Source organism: Altibacter lentus (assembly GCF_000746845.1).
Taxonomy (GTDB): Bacteria; Bacteroidota; Bacteroidia; order Flavobacteriales; family Flavobacteriaceae; genus Altibacter; species Altibacter lentus.
Genome location: NZ_KN050846.1, coordinates 311,425 through 329,465, shown reverse-complemented (window position 1 = coordinate 329,465; position 18,041 = coordinate 311,425). Strand labels below are relative to the sequence as shown.

Here is an 18,041-nt window from a genome sequence, read left to right as displayed (position 1 = left end):
GCTTCCAAAGCGTATTCCTGAACTAAAAAATCATTCAGAAGAATTTATTATCGCACCATTATCTGTACATAGCACCAAGGAAAATCTTCAAGTCCTCTATGAAGACAATCATTTAATCGTTATCAATAAACGTCCAGGAGATATCGTGCAAGGAGATAAAACGGGTGATATGCCGCTTTCAGAAGTGGTAAAGGAATACATCGCCGAAAAATATAACAAACCCGGCGCTGTCTATCTGGGCGTGGTGCATCGGTTGGATCGTCCTACGAGTGGGATCGTTGTATTCGCACGAACATCGAAGGCTTTAACGCGATTGAACAAATTGTTTTCAGAAAGAGAAACAGAAAAAACCTACTGGGCGATCGTGAAGAATATTCCGGCCAAACCTGAAGGAACCCTGACTCATTATTTAAAGCGTAATCCAAAGCAGAACAAATCGTATGCGCATGAGAAAAAGGTTCCGGACAGTAAGAAAGCAGTGCTTCATTATAAGGTGAAAAAAGCGCTTCAAAATTATTATCTGTTGGAGATCGATCTCGAAACGGGCAGACATCACCAAATTCGGAGTCAGTTATCGGGTATAGGCACTCCTATCAAAGGAGATCTAAAATACGGTTTCGATCGCAGTAATAAGGACGGCAGCATCCATCTACACTCCAGAAAGCTAAATTTTGTGCATCCCGTACAAAAAGAAGAGGTTAGTTTCGTAGCGCCGCCTCCGGACGACCCTATATGGAATGCCTGTGACTGATCACAGTGAAATGATCTCGTTCTTAAGACCATAGATCACCAGCCCTACCCTATTCTTTATATGTAGTTTGTTGAACAGTTCTTGACGATACCCGTCGATGGTCTTTGGGCTCAAGTTCATGACCGCTGCAATTTCTTTATAGGTCATCTCACTGCAGGCCAGTTGCATGAAGGTGATCTCATTTTCTTTCAGGACCAGATCTACTGATGAATCATCGGGACGAAGAGAGTGCAGTAATGTTTCAGCAACTTTTTCGGAATGGTAATACCCTTTTTCCATTACTTCATTTAGGGCCTCTTCCAGTTTATCGGGATGAATGTCTTTTAGCAAATACCCTTTAGCACCACTCCGAAGCATCCTTAGTATTACAGTTTCATCATCTTCCATGGAAAGTGCCAGTACTTTAATGGAAGGATGATTTTCAGTAAGCCATTTCACGGTCTCAAAGCCATCCATAACAGGCATATTGATATCAAGCAAGATGATATCCGGCAGTTGAGCATTTTCTTTAATTTTTTGCTGAAGGTCTGCACCGTTCTTGGCATGATAGAGGACATCGAATCCATTGAAAGTTTCGATTAATTTTTCCAGTGACCCGGCAAATAGTAAATGGTCATCAACAATTGCTACGTAGTTAGGTTGTTTTTTGGTCATGGGAATAGGGATATTGCAATACCATTTGGGAGCCTTGACCCGGTTTGGAAGTTAAAACAAATGTAGCTTCCAGTAATTCCGCGCGGCTTTTCATGGTTTCCATACCACTATTACCACTTTTCTTATCAGGATCGAAGCCCACACCGTCATCAATAACGGTGATTTCAAGGGTATCAACTTTGTAATCTAAATGTACAAATAATTTAGTTGCCTTAGCATGTTTCATCACATTTGAGAAACATTCCTGAAGAATCCTAAAAATAATTATTTCGTTCTCACCTTTAATTACCTCCTCTTTGCCTGTTATTTTTAGCGCTGCTTTTAGAAAATTCAGGCGATTAAACCGTGCTATTTCCACCTCTAAAGATTGTATCAATCCGTTCTTACGGATCACATCCTGATTAAGACTTTTGGAGAGAGAGCGCACTTCTGTTACAGATTCCTTTACCACCTCCTTTGTTTCCATGATCCTTTGGTGCAGTTCGGCGGGAGCTGCGTTTATAAGCATATTTAGCTGAATATTCGCTACGGAAAGCAATTGCCCCACATTATCGTGGAGCTCCCAGGCAATGTTTTTTAAGGTTTGTTCCTGGATCTCGAGTTGTGCATTGACCAATTCGGTTTGAAATTTCTTTTCTGCTTCAAATCGTTCCAGCAAATACTTGTTCTTCTTACGCTGAAATGCAATAAAGAAGAGTACCACAAAAAGGACCAAAAAGAAAATGACCGCAATAAAGTATCCAATTAATAAGACCTCTTCTTTTTCGAGCATATAATAAATCCAATTATAAAGCTGCAGTACATGAAAATATTCGCATAAAGATAAACATACACTTTCAATTCCACGAGAAATGTATTGTTTTTAAAATATTCTGAAAAGATATCAATAGGGGTTACGCATAAATTGAAAACTAGTACCCCAGCTGAAATGTACAGCGGCAAAAAGTGCTTCAACTGAAGCAACATATCACTTCGCAACAATTCAAAATAAAATAATACAATACTGATTGATAACAAAAGAGTGCCAACGAGCGAAACAAATTGTGAGTAACTTGTAAAGAACGTGTCTGTTATAAAAAAGCTTAAAATGGATGAAAAAATAAAAAAGCCAAGAAAGCCAGCCAACAGCAATCGCCATGAAGCAGAACGTAAGAACGATCGAAAATAGTAGATAAAAAAACTAAAACTCAGTAATGTATAACCATTATAAAGCCAATAATTATTTTGAAATAAAGTGTCTTTCACAAAAGAAAAATACTTGTACTGTGTAAAATGGGCTATTCCTGCGTAATACCCGGTCAGTTCAACAAAAAATGTGATCCACAGAAAAAGCACTAAATAGTTAGTGCTTTTTAATTGAGCATTTTTTCGAATATAATACGTTCCGGCAACTGCTGCTCCCAATTCAAGTAGCAATATTGGCAGCGTATGTTGTATGAAATAAGTAAAATCCAATTTAATAAGCTTTGGGAGGCCACCCTCCTGCTCCCCTGTTCAACGGATCAATATTGTAGTTATTATTGGCGCTGGAAGCAGTTCCTTCGGTCGCAGACAATAGAACCGTTCCCTTGTTGGGTTGCGGCAGGTCGTATGCTGCATAGTATATCCGAATACCCGGTTTTGCTATATTTTGTTCCGAAGAAAGTTCGCGAACATAATCCAAGAACTCTTGTAATTCATCCAGACTGTATACCACTTCATACGAGTCTGAAGTTCCTTTGGTGTCTCTGTAATTCTTTTGCAGATCTTTTCCTTCTTGAACGGTAACGCATTTGGCTGGTCTTCCCATAATTGATTTTGTTTAGTTGGTTAATTGATCTTAAAATTAGTTAAAATCTTTGGTTGTCACCTCACATATCTAAGAATAGGGGAAAATACCGCTCCTTGGAACAGGGTTTTTCCTATGGTATAACTTTCGGCAGCAATCAACTTTTTGAGGAAAAAGCCTTTTGTATCCTATTGGTAATACCTGTAAATTAGACGATTATATACTATCCGCATTTTTATGAGCACTAAAAATTCAAAAATTACTCGGTTTATCGACGGTGTGAATCAGTCATTACGTTCGCTCAAAAACTTTGTGAAATCTATTTGAGTTTAAAGCAAACCTCATCTCCTGCTCGTTTTTGTGCCAAGGTATTTATCGCACTCTCCGTTAGCTGAAGCACACGTGCATAGCCCCCTGTAGTTTGTGCATCCCGCATGAGTACCGCACAATGACCCGACGGCATCAATTGAACGGTTCCCGGTTGCACGGGAGCTGTAATGATCTCTGTGGCCGTTAGACCGTGGAATCCTTCAAGAAGGTAAGCCATACGATTGCTTTTTGAAGAGACCGTAGCAAAGGTAGTCACTAAAGCTTCCTGAAAGGAAGTTGAGAGTTGATCGAACTCCGGCCCTTTTAAAACCTCCAGATAACGACGCTCGAAAACGGTTCGGTCTATCTTTACCGAAGCTGTTGTTTTTTCTTTTGCTGAAGTGATTTCAGATATACGCAACACATCACCGGAGCTGAGTGATGCCTTTGGAGTGACTCCTTCATAGAAACTATAACTGCCCATAATGTAGTCGGATTGAAAACCTCCAAGCACTGCCAGGTATGCTCTTATACCATATCCCGGCAATCCAAATTTTAGAACACCCCCCGGCCGTACATGAACACGGGTATTCAATGGAATTTCCACATCATTATACGTAGGTGAAAAACCTGCTCCTGTGATTGCAATGACGGTGGATTGTGTGAATCGAAGTACCGGACCTATGTGGGTGATCTCCAGCACGGCATCCCCTTCGGCATTGCCAAGCAGTCTGTTTGAAAGTCCGGCAGAAAACTGGTCCATAGCGCCACTCACAGGAACTCCCTGAGACCTATAACCAAATCGCCCCATATCCTGGATGTTCGTATACATCCCTCCCGAAAGTACTTCAATCACGATACACCTCCTTTTCAATATTATAGGATCGCTTTGCCACCTTTGCAGCAATGGTTTCAAATTCCTTTAAAGAGATACTGCGGAACTTAATATAATCGCCGGGGGTCACAAGTGAGGGAATCGCTTTTTTGGGATCGAACATCACCAACGGTGTTTTACCGAGTATGTTCCATCCCCCGGGACACGCCATAGGGTAGATTCCTGTTTGTCCCCCGCCAATAGCCACTGCTCCTTGATCTATCTGCGAGCGGGCGGTAGGTTTTCGAGGATGGAACAGCTGTGGATCCAGACCTCCCAAATACGGAAAACCCGGTAGAAACCCTAAAAAATAGACTTGGTATGTTGGAGCAGTATGTTTTTGGATGATCTGCTCCATAGTCATTTTTTTTGCTTCGGAAAGTTCCTTCAGGTCGAGACCAAAAGTTTCATCATAACAAACCGGTATGGTGATACAATAATTGGTGATAGCGGATTCAGTTTCAGAAACAGAAAGATCCTTCAGCAAGGCTATAAAAGTTTCAACATTGACATGATCGTTTACAAAAACGGCTAAGGAATGGTAGGCTGGCACAACATCAACGATCTTTTCAGAAAAAGAGTGAAGCACTGCGTCACGCCAAGCCAAAACCTCTCTATGCACCTCCTGAGAAATTTCGGGAGGAAAGGAAATGAGGATCCCGTGCTTTCCAAAGGGTCGAATGCTGGGTGCTATATTCATGATAATGGAATGGAATGTTGCTGCATCTTTTCATGAATATACCGTAAAATAGGGACTGCTGCCGCATGATCGCTATGAATGCAATAGGTGTGTGCAATAATGGGCTGAACACGTCTGGATATACTTGTAACCGATTGAGAAGCGTACATCTCTAACAACTGCTGCCAAGCTTGTTGGGGACTCTCAATAAGAGCTCCTTTTTTGGAACGATCTACCAGAGATAGGTCGTCGTTATACCTTCGGTCGATAAATGCTTCGAACACCAGGGGTAGTAGGTTTTCGGCTTTTTTTGCTAAAATAGACCGGTGTGGAACATATAGTTTTGGTCGTATCTTGGTCGCTACTATAGCCTCCACTACGGCATCGGCGGTTGGGGCATCCACTGCTGCATAATTGTAAAGAGCACCGTGCAGTTTGATATGATGCACAGGTACCGCTTCGGTTTCGCAAACAGCATAGAAATGGATCAATTGATCGAAAATGCTCCGGGTGAGCTCACTTTTGGTCATACTTAGTACTTTCCGCCCAAAATGATCGCGATCGGGAAAGGAAGGGTGTGCTCCCACGCCCACATGATGTTTCTTTGCGAGCTGTACGGCGGTCCGCATGCTAACATCTGTCCCGTAGTGTCCGCCACAGGCAATACTACAGGAAGTGATCAAAGGCATTATGTTTTCATCGTTTCCGGTGCCTTCACCAAGGTCTGCGTTAATATCTATTGGCTTCTTGGTCATATTATCTCGAATACTTTAGCCAGACTCTTCAATCCCAATAAAATGCTGGTAAGTACTATGAGCACGCCCAGGATATTTTGTATTACGGTATTGCGATTGATCCCCATTACCGAATTTCTATTGACAACCCACAACAAAAATATCGCAATGACAGGTAATAAAATACCGTTAGCTACCTGTGCAAACTGAATGATCTCAATAGGTTTGATCCCTAAGGATGAAAAGAGGATGCCCAATCCCAGAACACTCATCCAAACTGCTCTAAATTTTGAACTTCGCAATCCGTTCTGCCATCCAAAACAACCTTTTACAACATAGGCTGCCGCTAAGGGAGCCGTTATAGCTGAAGTGATCCCTGCAGCAAATAAGCCTATACTTAAAAAATACGTTGCGAAACTGCCAAACAGCGGTGCTAAGCTTTTGGCTAGGTCTGAGGCATTTGACACCTCACTTTGCTGTATTGCCGCTGCCGAAATGATGATAGCCATGGATACGAGCCCTCCCAAAAGGATTGAGATATAAAGATCCTTACGAGCAGCAGCAAGCTCCCCCACTCCGTTCCACTTTTCCTTGACCAGAGAAGCATGAAGAAACAGATTGTAGGGCACCACAGTGGTGCCTACCAACGCGATGATGGTGAGCCAACCCTCTTCCGGAACCTTAGGAACAAAAACCCCTTGCAGGATTTCGAAAACATCCGGAAAGGTAAGCACAGCAGTGATCACAAAGGATATGCTCATAAGTAGTACTAAAGCTATAAGACTGCGTTCTATTATTTTATAATTCCCAATATAGAGCAGTAGAAATGCCAATGCACCTATACCTAAACTAAGCAGATTGATCTCCACACCTGCAAATGAAAGCATGCTGTGTTCAAAAATAGTTTGAAGGCCCAACACTCCTCCGCTGATATTCCCCGCCTCGTAAGCTGCATTTCCCAGTAAAATTGCCGACAGCATTAGCAGTATCGCAAGACCTTTGGCAAAAGGATGTCTTATTTCCTTTCTTATATTCTCAGCAAGCCCCATGCCCGATACAAGACCGAGCCTCGCTGCCATTTCCTGGAGTACGATCGTAGCGATGATGGAAAGTGCCATCGCCCAAAGCAAGGTGAACCCAAACTGAATACCGGCCAAAGTACAGACCGTAACCGTTCCGGGGCCAATGAAAGCGGCTGCGACTAAGGTTCCGGGGCCAATATTGTTGAAGCGTTGTTTCAAACTTTTAAGATCACTTGTTCTGCTAAAGGTATCAAAAAAAAAGGGACGCCTATGGCGTCCCCTTCTTCAACTATTAAAAATTAAACTTACATCTTAACATCTTCCAATTTTACTTCTTCTCCTTCCTTATTCAACAACTTTACTTCATCGAAGCCCATTTTCTTGAACTGTGCAAACTGCGTTGCAGCGTCGCCCACTACCAAGTAAGCCATTTTGGACTCATCTAGGTATTTATTGGCCAACTCTTTATGTTGTTCCAAGGTCATATTCTTGATCACTTTTTCTTCATTTTCGATATAGTTGGGAGGTAGCTCATAGCTGCTCATTTCCTGAAGCATTCCAAGCAACGAGAATTGTGTTTCAAAGCGACGTGCATTGGATTTGATCAAGGCATTCTTAGTGAATTCCAGATCTTCTTCCGAAATTCCATCCTTGTATTTAGCGATCTCATCTTTGAATATCTTTACAGATTCTCCCGTAGTGTTGGTTCTAACACTGGAAGAAGCCGTAAAGGTTCCGGGGATCTTACTTCCGCTAAAACCGGTACGGGCGCCATAGGTGTACCCTTTCTCTTCCCGAAGGATAAGATTGACATTCCCTGAAAAAGATCCTCCCAATTTATAGTTCATCACCTCCGCCGGATAGAAATCCTTGTCGGTTCTAGGTAAGGCAATGTAACCTATATTGATCACAGATTGTTTTGCATTCGGGATGTCTACAAAATACAGAGAAGCTTTATCGCGTGTATTTGCAATAGGATATTCCGGAATGGTCACTTCTTTTGCCTTCCAACGCTCCTCCAGACCGTTTAGGCTCTTCAAAGCTTCCTCCTTATCAATTTTTCCAACCACGTGAAAGGTACTGATGCTTGGAGAAAAATTCTTAGTATAGAATTCCTTCAAATCGTTTATGGTGATGGCCTGTACGGCTTCTTCTGTTCCGCTTATAGGGTAACTAAAGATATGATCCTCACCATATAAAAGCTTGTCGTAAACCCGATTGGCAACCACATTCGGATTGGCATCGGCTCTTTTAATCTCATTGATGGTCTTGGTCTTAATACGTCCAAATTCTTCTTCGTCCCATCGCGGCTCCAACAGGATCTCTTCAATAAGCTTCATTGTCTTATCGAAATTACGCGTTAAGGTATTTCCGCGGATCACGATCGATTCGTTTGTGGTATACATATTAATTGAAGCTCCTAAAAGTTCGATCTCTTCTTCCAATTGCTCCGGTGTTTTGTTTGCCGTTCCTTCCATCATGATATCTGTCATTAGGTTGGCGACACCATTCTTATCTTTACTGTCCATTAAATGACCGCCTTCTATCACCAAACTGAAATTAACGGTTGGGATCTCGTTCTGCTCAATTCCGTAGACATCCATACCATTAGAAAGTTCTGCTGTCCAAGTATCAGGAATTGTCAGCTTCGGAGCTTCTCCTTGAGTCGGTTCCACCGATCGGTCTATTTTAGAAGGAGTTTTTGCGATCTCTTCATTAGAATCTGTTACTGTCTTGGTCACATTCTCTTTGATCTCTTCTTCTACAACGGCGGCCTTTTCAGAATTGGCAGCGATAAGGTCCAATTGTCCTTTTGGAACAAAACTGGTCATTACATACGGCTTATCTTTAATGTAGGTGTTATAAACTCTCATGACATCTTCTTTTGTCACTTTCTTGATATTCTCGATATCCTGCTCTATAAAACCGGGATCTCCTGCAAATACATTGTACTGTGCTAACTGGAAGGATTTACCCAACACACTGGAAATACCATTGTAGAATTGTGTTTCCAGACCTGCCTTGATACGCTCAATATCACGGTCGGTGACACCTTCTTTTTCAAATAATTGAAAGGCTTCAAAAATTCCTTCTTCTACTTTCTTCAAGTCCACACCGTTGTTCGCGGTGATACGGATATGAAATTCTCCGGCCAATTCCTGTGCATTGTTATATGCATTGGTCTGTGAGGTGAGGTCTTTTTGTTTCACCAATACCTTATACAAAGGTGCCTTCTTGCCTTGCGAAAGGATCTCTGCAAGAAAATCAAGTGCATAGGCGTCTTCGGTATATTGTTCCGGTGTAGGCCAAACCATATTTAACTGAGGCGCTGTGGCAAAATTATCTTCGTGATAAAAACGTTTGGTCGTTTCTAATGTAACGGGTTGTGGTTTTAATGGCTCAACTTCTTGACGTCGTTTGATCTCACCAAAATACTTTTCTATCATTTGCTTGGCTTCCTCTTTTTCAAAATCTCCTGCCAGTACCAAAGTTGCATTGTTAGGCCCGTAAAAACGATCATAGAATTCACGAACATCTTCTACAGTTGCATTTTGCAGATCGACCAATTCCCCGATCACCTGCCAGTTGTAAGGATGGCCTTCGGGATACAGATTCTTGTCCAAAACCCAATTTGTATGTCCGTAAGGGTTGTTGTCCACACGCTGTCTCTTCTCGTTCTGTACCACTTCCTGCTGATTATAGAAAGCAGATTCGGTTACAGTATTGATCAAATATCCCATACGGTCACTTTCCAACCACATGATCATTTCCATGGCATTCTTGGGAACCACTTCATAATAGATCGTCCCGTCCTTCCAGGTCCCGCCGTTCAACGTTCCCCCGGCATCCTGTATCTTCTTAAAGAACTGATCCTGTCCCACATTCTCAGATTCTTGGAATAACATATGCTCAAATAAATGTGCGAACCCGGTACGTCCGGTTTTTTCACGGTTCGATCCCACCCCATATTGTATGGCTAGTGAGACAATGGGGTCGCTCTTGTCTTGGTGCAATACAACGTCCAAACCGTTCTCCAGTTCGTATTTTTCAAAATCGATGGAGAGTTGCGCGGTTTCCTCGGCCTTATCGGCATTTTCATTTTTACAGGATGTCATTGCAAATGCTATAGCAAACAGGAAGATTGCCAGCATTTTAAAAGAATTTCTTGAAGTCATTTTTTGATTGTTTTTATAAGAGTGCTAAAGATACAATGGCAATGCAACACAATTCTTAAAAAAGTGTTAAAACAATATCCTTACAATCGGCCTAAGTGTCTCCATTACCCGAACCACCCGTCTCTGTCTAAACTTCGGTATTTGATGGCTTCCGAAATGTGATCTCCGGCAATTTTTTCTGAAGCTTCCAAATCGACGATGTCAATTTAGCAGAAATATAGATATTTAAAACACCACTACCTCTAAAAAGCATATAGTTATTGATTCCCCGTTCTCCCAAGCATTGTCACTATAATAAATGCCTTGATATAACGACGATTCTTTGGAAGGAAAAATTAAATCTTGACAAGAACTAACTTGGCCAAATAGTGGTATTATTGAAATGAAGAAAAACCCCAAGATTAATTTAATATTAAACATAAAAATTTAGTTTTCAATTATTTATGGGGAGAATATAAAATTAATAAAAAAATAATGAAAGAAAGTATTGTATATATTCCATAATTTTGACTCACAAAATTATATATATTATGTGTTTTAAACTTCAATAGCAAAGGAAAAAAAACCTATTATTGAAACTTTTGGTTGTATCTCGAAAATAAAATTTTGTACTGAACTTATTTTACAATAAACTTTATTGTATTCTTTGAAAGATCCGATATAATATTGATAAAATACAATCCGGATTTGAAGCTATGATCTATCAAAATTTGTAACGATGAATTAATATTTTCTGAATAAACTACTTTTCCCTGAATATCTGTAATATTAAAAGAAGTTGCGTTTGTTTCTTCCAAAAATTCTAACGTAAATAATCCATTATTTGGATTAGGATAAAGAGTAATTAAATTATTAAACACTTCATCAATATTTCCTAAATTAGTTGACAGCTTTACAATCCAAAAATCTCTACCTCCATGATTTCCACTAACATCTCCATCGTTAGAATCACTGCTTCCAGCAACAATAAAATCCCCATCTAAGGTCTGATCGGTAGTGTAAGCGGAATCAAAATTACTTCCGCCTAAAGATTTCTGCCAAACTATGTTACCTAAATTATTTAATTTTACTATCCAATAATCCTCATTTCCATGATTTCCGGTAACATCACCGTCATTTGAATTACTATATCCCCCGATCATATACCCGCCTTCCTGTGTTTGTTGTATATTATATCCAGCATCAAAAAGGGACCCACCTAAAGATCTTTGCCATTCAATATCGCCTGTATCAGAAAGTTTTATTACCCAAGAATCGGCTCCACCTTGATTTCCAATTACATCTCCATCGTCTGATTGAGAAATTCCTACAACAACATATCCGCCATCTAAAGTTTGTTGAATAGAATTAGCAGTATCAATATCACTTCCCCCAAAAGATTTTTGCCATTCAACATCACCCCCAGTGGACAATTTTACAATCCAATAGTCACTACTTCCATGGTTTCCTGTTACATCTCCGTCATTTGAATGACTGAGTCCTGCTAAAATGTAACCATCATCTGATGTTTGCTTTATTGAATGGTTTTCTTCATAGTTTGAACCACCTAAGGATTTTTGCCATTCTATAATTCCTAAATTATTAAGCTTAATAACCCAATAATCTGCACTTCCGTGATTACCCGAGACATCACCATCGTTTGAATCGCTGACAGCCGAAACGATATAACCGCCGTCGGTGGTTTGCTGAATAGCACTAACGCCATCATTACCAGTCCCTCCAAAAGTCCTTTGCCATTCTATCACACCAGCTGAATCTAATTTGACAACCCAACAATCAGTTCCTCCATGATTTCCAGTAACATCTCCATCATTTGAAATACTAGATCCCCCTACAATAAAACCGCTATCTTGAGTTTGAATAATAGAATTAGCAATATCTCTATCGCTACCACCTAAAGATCTTTGCCAACCTAATTCTCCCGAAGCATTAAGCTTAACAATCCAAAAATCATAATCGCCATGATTACCTGTGACGTCTCCATCTGTAGAATTGCTTCTTCCGCAAATTATATAACCCGCATCAGAACTTTGTATAATCGAAGAAGCAAAATCTGTAACACTACCACCTAAAGATTTTTGCCATTCAATAGCTGGTTGCGATAAACAACTAATTGTATAAAAAAATACGAGTACTGCCAAGTTTTTAGCTTTCATAAAAAAAATTTACTAAATATACTTAATTTGTAAAAGTCTTGTATCCAAAATACCAGTAAAAGTAAATATTTGTAAATAAATCTAACCACTCATCCCTATCTACATTTCGATACTATTTTGCTCCTTTCTTTGGCAAAATCACTCAGCGTGCTACCCCAACCAACCGTCCCTATCCAAACTTCGGTATTGGATGGCTTCGGAAATATGAGTTCCCAGGATCGCTTCGGAAGCATCCAGATCGGCTATCGTGCGAGCCACTTTCAAGATGCGGTCATAGGCCCTGGCCGAAAGGTTCAATCGTTCCATAGCGGTCTTCAGCAACTGAAGCGATCCCGTATCGAGTTTGCAATAGGTGCGAATCTGCTTTACCCCCATTTGAGCATTGTAATGGATCTGCGGAAATTTGGAAAAGCGTTCCGCCTGAAGCTTCCGAGCCTGCGTCACCCGTTCTCGTATGGCCAAACTGTGTTCTCCTTTTCGTTCTTCACTTAACTTCTCAAAAGGGACCGGTGTCACCTCAATATGAAGGTCGATACGGTCCAGCAGCGGACCCGATATCTTCCCAAGATATCGTTGCATCTCGGCAGGTGAGGAAGTTACAGGTGCATCCGGGTCGTTAAAATATCCGCCCGGACTCGGGTTCATACTTGCAACCAGCATAAAACTCGAGGGATATGTCACTGTAAAGCGCGCTCTGGAAATAGTGACCTCCCTGTCTTCCAGTGGTTGTCGCATGACCTCCAACACACTGCGCTTAAATTCGGGAAGTTCGTCTAAAAACAAGACCCCGTTATGCGCCAATGAGATCTCTCCCGGTTGCGGATATTGACCACCGCCAACTAATGCCACATCTGAGATGGTGTGGTGCGGACTGCGAAACGGTCTGCTGGTCATCACCCCTCCCTTTTCTAAGGTCCGGCCCGCCACACTATGGATCTTGGTCGTCTCTAAGGCTTCAGACAGCGACAGTGGCGGCAGAATACTAGGTAAACGCTTTGCAAGCATGGTCTTTCCGGAGCCGGGCGGACCAATAAGAATAATATTATGACCGCCAGCAGCGGCGATCTCCATACATCGCTTGATGGATTCCTGGCCTTTTACATCGGCAAAATCATGTTCCGGGTTCTCAAGGCGTTCGTAAAATTCGGCTTCCATATCCACAAGGGTCTGCGGAATGGGTATCCCTTCGTTAATAAGATCGATCACTTCTTTAATGGTATCGGCACCGTACACCGCGATGCCGTCCACGATAGCGGCTTCTTTTGCGTTTTGCTTCGGAAGGATAAAGCCTTTAAAACCTTCTTCTTTGGCTTTAACAGCTATGGGTAGTGCCCCGCGAATGGGTTGCAGGCTCCCGTCCAGAGACAACTCTCCCATGATAATGAAGTTGGATAAAGGGACCTCTTCTGTTATTTGCCCGGTGGCAACCAAAATGCCCATGGCCAAAGGCAGGTCGTAAGCAGAACCCTCCTTACGCATATCGGCCGGAGACATGTTGAGAATGAGTTTTTTTCCGGGAATCTTATACCCGTTATTCTGGAGAGAAGCGGCAATGCGGTAGTTACTTTCCCGAATTGCATTATCGGGCAGCCCCACAAGGTGATACCCTATTCCTTTATCTACATTAACTTCTACTGTGATGGTGGTTGCGTCAACGCCAAAGACGGCACTCCCGTATACTTTTGTAAGCATGATCGATCATTAATCGGGGAGTTGACTGCTGAAGGACTAAGGTAGTAAAAAATACCTTCCGAAGAAAATAACAACCTAATCTATAATGATGGGCGGCACCAGATCGTTGTTAATAGCAAATATCACTAAGCCGGCAATATTCTTTACACCGGTTTTTTCTAAGAGGTTCTTGCGGTGTACTTCTACCGTACGCGGACTAATAAACAAGGTTTCGGCGATCTCCTGGGTCGTGAGCTGTTTACAAATAAGCTCTAAGACATCCCTTTCACGCGGCGTTAAGAAATTTTCGTCAAATACAGATTTCTCATCTGCAATAGCAAGCGAAGCAGCACGCTCGTTGAGGATCTGCATCACGTAATTATCGTAATAAAAGCCATTGTAATAAACTTGTTTGATGGTATGTATCACTTTTTCGGGGGGTGAATTCTTTACCAAATAGGCACTGGCACCCACATCGATCATGTTTCTAATAAATGGTTTTGTATTGTAGGTGGTAAGCGTAATAATACTAATCCCGGGATATTCTTGTCGGATGCGTTTGGTTGCTTCCACACCATTCAGTTTTGGCATTTTAATATCCATCACAATGATACCGGGTAGTTTTGTTGCTTTAGCGAGGTAGTCCAAAAGCTCCTGACCGTTCGATGCTTCATGATCGATCTCAATGGAAGCGTCACGGGAGAGGATATAGGACATCCCCACCCTAAAAAGTTCTTCATCGTCTGCCAGTACCACATGAATCTTCTCACTCATCTTTCTATTCGTATAATCAATTGAACACCTTCCCCCGGATTTGAGACGGTTGCTAACGATCCGTTCAAGATCGCCACACGATTGGTAATACCGCTCATCCCGAGGCCTTTCGCCAATTTTTGGGTATGAGGATCAAAGCCCTTTCCGTTATCTTCGTATTGTAAAGATAGTTCGTTTTGTTCGGTTTTTAAGGTGAGTTGCAAGGTGGTCGCTTCGGAATGTTTTATTGCGTTATTAAATAGCTCTTGCACAATACGAAACAAATGCAATTCCTTTTCCGAAGGTAAAAATCCTTCCTCATACGAAAGATCATAACGTATTTGAAACTTTTTTGTCTCTCCCACCTCATCGCATAATTCTTCCAGGGCTGCTTTGAGACCAAATTTTTCTATGGTTGGCGGCAAGAGGTCATGAGCGATCTTACGGGAACTTTCTAAAATTGTGGAAGTGATGGACAGGATCTGCTTTCCAATGGTGTTGGTTTGCCGGGAGGAGATATTTTCTTCGGTTAAAAAATTGGCATTGAGCGAGACCACGTTGAGCTTTGAGCTAATGGCATCGTGAAGGTCCTGTGCGATACGCTTCCGCTCCTCTTCCTGAGTAATCAATGTTGATTGGATGACGTCCTTTTGGTGTTCGATCTGCATGTTCGCCTTTTCCAGTTCGGTTTTTACGATCTTCTTTCGGCTGAAATAGAAAAAAGCAATGATCGCTGCCGACATGAGGATCACCATGACGAGCGCTGTAATAATGATTACGATAATCTGATCTTCAGAAGAAATCATACTAATTCTTGAATTTTATTACCACACTATGCGAGTAATTCTTCCACCATTCCAAAATGATAAGCAATTGAAAAATAAGATACAAGGAGATATTGATATCCTGTAATAGACTGGGTATGTACGCCGGAATCGTCTCATCTAATACCAGATTCCCCGAGGCAAAGATGAGGATACTTGACAAGAGATAAAAGAAAATACCCACATTCACAATAAGAAACTCTTTCTTTCCGGATAAGGAGCGGTAGAAATACAATAAGGAATAAAAGACCAATAGACCTTGTGTGATACTAGCACCTATGGGGTTGTAACGAAAATACATATCCGGAGTGACCATGTATTGCACCCCGATAAAAAGCAAGGTTGCTCCTCCTACAAAAAGAATCCATTTCTGCTTAAGTAACTGATAATAGAATAGCGAGAGAAAAATAAACTGAGATACAAAGTAATATACGAACAAGTACAAATTAGGTTGGCTTGGATAGACATATTTATGCAAACGCAAGGAAATTTGAACCAGTGCTATGGCAATAAGGTAAAGGGTAAAGATTTTGTAGGTTTTGTTGTTCTTTGAAAAACCAAGAATATAAAAAATGGGGTATATAACCGACAAATAGATCGTAATATCCCCCAGAATATCGAATACATCACTCATTTAGTTCAAAGCGCTGTTTGGATCACATTTTGGAGGACAAGGCTCTGAAAAGTCCCAGATCCCGTTGGCTCCTGCATCAATAGTATTGAGCGAGACAGGCAGTAGATCCTCATACACGCCTTCTCGGTTCTTTTCGGTTCCAACGATGATCAACTTTTCGGTATTGGTTGCCGTGTCAATTCCCAGATACGCTCGTACACAGGCGTCCCCTGACGTAGGGTTCCCCATTTCGGCAAGTACGCCTTGCAGATCTTGAACAGGAATTAAAAAGGCTCGTGCGCTGGTGGAGGGTGTACTTCTCCAGTTCGCGGTCCAGTCCTTTGCCTGCTGGAGGGTGATCTTCTTATCGGTCTCACTCATAATTTAGTTGTTTAAGGTTATTATCAGACTTAAAAGTATAAAAAAACCAATGGTTATCAATAGGATCCTTGGTAAAGATTGATCGACAAAAAAGGAAAATAATTAGTGCTTACGAATACGTTGCAGCAATTGCAAGGTTGCCGTATTGTCAATAGAAGAGTCGTCTCTGGTTTGCACCGCACTCAATGTGTTATGTGCCAGTTTTTTACCCAATTCAACCCCCCATTGATCATAACTGAAGATATTCCACAGTATTCCCTGTACAAACAACTTGTGTTCATAGAGCGCCATAAGCCTTCCTAAGTTATTTGGTGTGAGTTTTTCCAGTAAAAGCGTGGTGCTAGGTTTATTGCCTTCAAATTTTTTGAACGAATTTTCGACAGTAGTCCCCAGAGTTCCTTGCATTAACGCTTCAGATTGGGCCAAACAATTCGCCAGTAATATACTTTGGTGTTCGTTATTTCCGTGCAGCGATTCTGAAAATAGAATTAAATCCACAGGGATCATTTTTGTCCCCTGATGCAAGAGTTGAAAGAATGCGTGCTGTGCATTGGTTCCGGTAGTTCCCCACACAATGGTCCCGGTCTGGTAGGAAACGGGATCTCCGTTCCTATCCACACTCTTTCCGTTGCTTTCCATCACGGCTTGTTGTAAATAAGGTACTAATTTGGTTAGGTACTGGGAGTAAGGTATGACGGCCTCGGTCTCGGTACCAAAAAAATTATTGTACCATACAGACAGCAACGCAAGTGTCACGGGAATGTTCTTCGCGAATTCTGTTTCTTTAAAGTGGACATCCATTTCATGAGCTCCTTGCAGCAACGCTTTAAAATGGGTGTACCCAATAGAGCAACATACGGATAAGCCCACAGCACTCCACACTGAAAAACGTCCGCCTACCCAATCCCATAAAGGAAAGGTATTTTCTTTAGCAATACCAAAAGCTTCCACGGCTTCCAAATTTGTGGAGACCGCTACGAAATGTTTCTCAATAGTCTCAGCGGGCGCTTTTTCCAAGAACCATCGCCTTGCTGTATGCGCGTTGACAAGGGTTTCATGGGTTGTAAAACTTTTTGAAACCACAATAAACAGCGTCGTCTCACGATCTAACTGCTGTAACGTCTCTGCGACGTGGTCTCCATCTACATTTGAGATAAAATGCACCTTCAAATGGTTCTTGTAGAACTTCAGGGCCTCGGTCACCATTTCCGGACCTAACGTACTTCCTCCTATACCAATATTCACTATATCGGTAATGGGCTTTCCTGAAAATCCCTTCCACTCCCCGCTTATCACTGCTTCCGAAAACTGCTTCATTTGCTGCAGTGTTTCTTCAACATCCGGGTTCAGATTTTCAAAATCACGCAATGCGGTATGTAGCACTGCTCTTTTCTCGGTCTCATTGATAGGATTTCCTGCAAACTGTGCGCTAATTGCTTCCGGGAGTTGAACTTCCATAGCCAGCTCATACAGGAGTGAACGTGTTTTTTCGGTGATCCTGTTCTTTGAAATGTCAACATACATGGATTCCCAGCTTAATCCCATACGTTCGGCACGACCTGGCTCCTTTGCAAACATATCCGGGATGGTGATGTCCCGCAGCTCCTCAAAATGGTGGGTAAGCTTTTTCCAGGCTTCCGTGGTGGTAGGATCTATGGCGGGTAATGACATGTGGT

16 protein-coding genes are annotated in these 18,041 nt (G+C 41.7%); 1 reads left to right on the top strand and 15 read right to left on the bottom strand.

Going from position 1 to position 18,041, the window contains the following annotated elements:
• The first annotated feature begins 49 nt into the window (after positions 1–49).
• Positions 50–751 (top strand): RluA family pseudouridine synthase, encoded by a 702-nt coding sequence (locus tag JS40_RS01685; protein ID WP_034257869.1) that lies wholly within the window; start codon positions 50–52, stop codon positions 749–751.
• Here the strand turns inward: JS40_RS01685 and JS40_RS01680 are convergent, their stop codons facing one another.
• The 15 genes from JS40_RS01680 to pgi form a co-directional block, all read right to left on the bottom strand.
• Positions 752–1,405 (bottom strand): response regulator transcription factor, encoded by a 654-nt coding sequence (locus JS40_RS01680; RefSeq protein WP_034257868.1) that lies wholly within the window; start codon positions 1,403–1,405, stop codon positions 752–754.
• A complete protein-coding gene (locus JS40_RS01675) occupies positions 1,386–2,177 on the bottom strand; it encodes a sensor histidine kinase (protein WP_034257867.1) in 792 nt (263 codons plus the stop codon). The genes JS40_RS01680 and JS40_RS01675 overlap by 20 nt, the downstream gene beginning before the upstream one ends.
• Before the next feature lie 684 nt (positions 2,178–2,861).
• Positions 2,862–3,194, bottom strand: coding sequence for a hypothetical protein (locus JS40_RS01665; protein ID WP_034257865.1), 333 nt, complete (start codon positions 3,192–3,194; stop codon positions 2,862–2,864).
• A 298-nt stretch (positions 3,195–3,492) separates the two neighbouring features.
• Entirely contained in the window at positions 3,493–4,338 is an 846-nt protein-coding gene (locus JS40_RS01660) for a 5-oxoprolinase subunit C family protein (RefSeq protein ID WP_034257864.1), read from the bottom strand.
• Positions 4,331–5,056, bottom strand: a complete 726-nt coding sequence (gene pxpB / locus JS40_RS01655; protein ID WP_034257863.1) for a 5-oxoprolinase subunit PxpB — start codon at positions 5,054–5,056, stop codon at positions 4,331–4,333. Before pxpB ends, JS40_RS01660 begins: the two co-directional genes overlap by 8 nt.
• Positions 5,053–5,790, bottom strand: a complete 738-nt coding sequence (locus JS40_RS01650) for a LamB/YcsF family protein (RefSeq protein ID WP_034257862.1) — start codon at positions 5,788–5,790, stop codon at positions 5,053–5,055. The genes pxpB and JS40_RS01650 overlap by 4 nt, the downstream gene beginning before the upstream one ends.
• Positions 5,787–7,010, bottom strand: a complete 1,224-nt coding sequence (locus JS40_RS01645) for an Nramp family divalent metal transporter (protein ID WP_034257861.1) — start codon at positions 7,008–7,010, stop codon at positions 5,787–5,789. The genes JS40_RS01650 and JS40_RS01645 overlap by 4 nt, the downstream gene beginning before the upstream one ends.
• 86 nt (positions 7,011–7,096) lie before the next feature.
• Positions 7,097–9,967: a M16 family metallopeptidase gene (locus tag JS40_RS01640; RefSeq protein ID WP_034257860.1), complete on the bottom strand. Its 2,871-nt coding sequence runs from the start codon at positions 9,965–9,967 to the stop codon at positions 7,097–7,099.
• A gap of 617 nt (positions 9,968–10,584) precedes the next feature.
• Positions 10,585–12,123 (bottom strand): T9SS type A sorting domain-containing protein, encoded by a 1,539-nt coding sequence (locus JS40_RS01635; RefSeq protein ID WP_051957458.1) that lies wholly within the window; start codon positions 12,121–12,123, stop codon positions 10,585–10,587.
• Positions 12,124–12,273: 150 nt separating this feature from the next.
• Entirely contained in the window at positions 12,274–13,815 is a 1,542-nt protein-coding gene (locus JS40_RS01630) for a YifB family Mg chelatase-like AAA ATPase (protein WP_034257859.1), read from the bottom strand.
• 75 nt (positions 13,816–13,890) lie between these two features.
• A complete protein-coding gene (locus JS40_RS01625) occupies positions 13,891–14,568 on the bottom strand; it encodes a response regulator transcription factor (protein WP_034257858.1) in 678 nt (225 codons plus the stop codon).
• On the bottom strand, positions 14,565–15,353 hold the full coding sequence (locus tag JS40_RS01620; protein WP_034257857.1) for a sensor histidine kinase: 789 nt from the start codon (positions 15,351–15,353) through the stop codon (positions 14,565–14,567). The genes JS40_RS01625 and JS40_RS01620 overlap by 4 nt, the downstream gene beginning before the upstream one ends.
• A 1-nt stretch (position 15,354) precedes the next feature.
• Positions 15,355–16,005, bottom strand: coding sequence for a hypothetical protein (locus JS40_RS01615; RefSeq protein ID WP_034257856.1), 651 nt, complete (start codon positions 16,003–16,005; stop codon positions 15,355–15,357).
• The gene (locus JS40_RS01610) at positions 16,006–16,365 is read right to left on the bottom strand and encodes a hypothetical protein (RefSeq protein ID WP_034257855.1); all 360 of its coding nucleotides are present in this window, start codon (positions 16,363–16,365) and stop codon (positions 16,006–16,008) included.
• 102 nt (positions 16,366–16,467) lie between these two features.
• Positions 16,468–18,036: a glucose-6-phosphate isomerase gene (gene pgi / locus JS40_RS01605; RefSeq protein ID WP_034257853.1), complete on the bottom strand. Its 1,569-nt coding sequence runs from the start codon at positions 18,034–18,036 to the stop codon at positions 16,468–16,470.
• Between the last annotated feature and the right edge of the window lie 5 nt (positions 18,037–18,041).

Coding starts and splice junctions, on each gene's coding strand:
- JS40_RS01680 (WP_034257868.1), bottom strand. CDS start 1,405: ATGACCAAAAAACAACCTAACTACGTAGCAATTGTTGATGACCATTTA.
- JS40_RS01675 (WP_034257867.1), bottom strand. CDS start 2,177: ATGCTCGAAAAAGAAGAGGTCTTATTAATTGGATACTTTATTGCGGTC.
- JS40_RS01665 (WP_034257865.1), bottom strand. CDS start 3,194: ATGGGAAGACCAGCCAAATGCGTTACCGTTCAAGAAGGAAAAGATCTG.
- pxpB (WP_034257863.1), bottom strand. CDS start 5,056: ATGAATATAGCACCCAGCATTCGACCCTTTGGAAAGCACGGGATCCTC.
- JS40_RS01650 (WP_034257862.1), bottom strand. CDS start 5,790: ATGACCAAGAAGCCAATAGATATTAACGCAGACCTTGGTGAAGGCACC.
- JS40_RS01640 (WP_034257860.1), bottom strand. CDS start 9,967: ATGACTTCAAGAAATTCTTTTAAAATGCTGGCAATCTTCCTGTTTGCT.
- JS40_RS01635 (WP_051957458.1), bottom strand. CDS start 12,123: ATGAAAGCTAAAAACTTGGCAGTACTCGTATTTTTTTATACAATTAGT.
- JS40_RS01630 (WP_034257859.1), bottom strand. CDS start 13,815: ATGCTTACAAAAGTATACGGGAGTGCCGTCTTTGGCGTTGACGCAACC.
- JS40_RS01625 (WP_034257858.1), bottom strand. CDS start 14,568: ATGAGTGAGAAGATTCATGTGGTACTGGCAGACGATGAAGAACTTTTT.
- JS40_RS01620 (WP_034257857.1), bottom strand. CDS start 15,353: ATGATTTCTTCTGAAGATCAGATTATCGTAATCATTATTACAGCGCTC.
- JS40_RS01615 (WP_034257856.1), bottom strand. CDS start 16,005: ATGAGTGATGTATTCGATATTCTGGGGGATATTACGATCTATTTGTCG.
- JS40_RS01610 (WP_034257855.1), bottom strand. CDS start 16,365: ATGAGTGAGACCGATAAGAAGATCACCCTCCAGCAGGCAAAGGACTGG.
- pgi (WP_034257853.1), bottom strand. CDS start 18,036: ATGTCATTACCCGCCATAGATCCTACCACCACGGAAGCCTGGAAAAAG.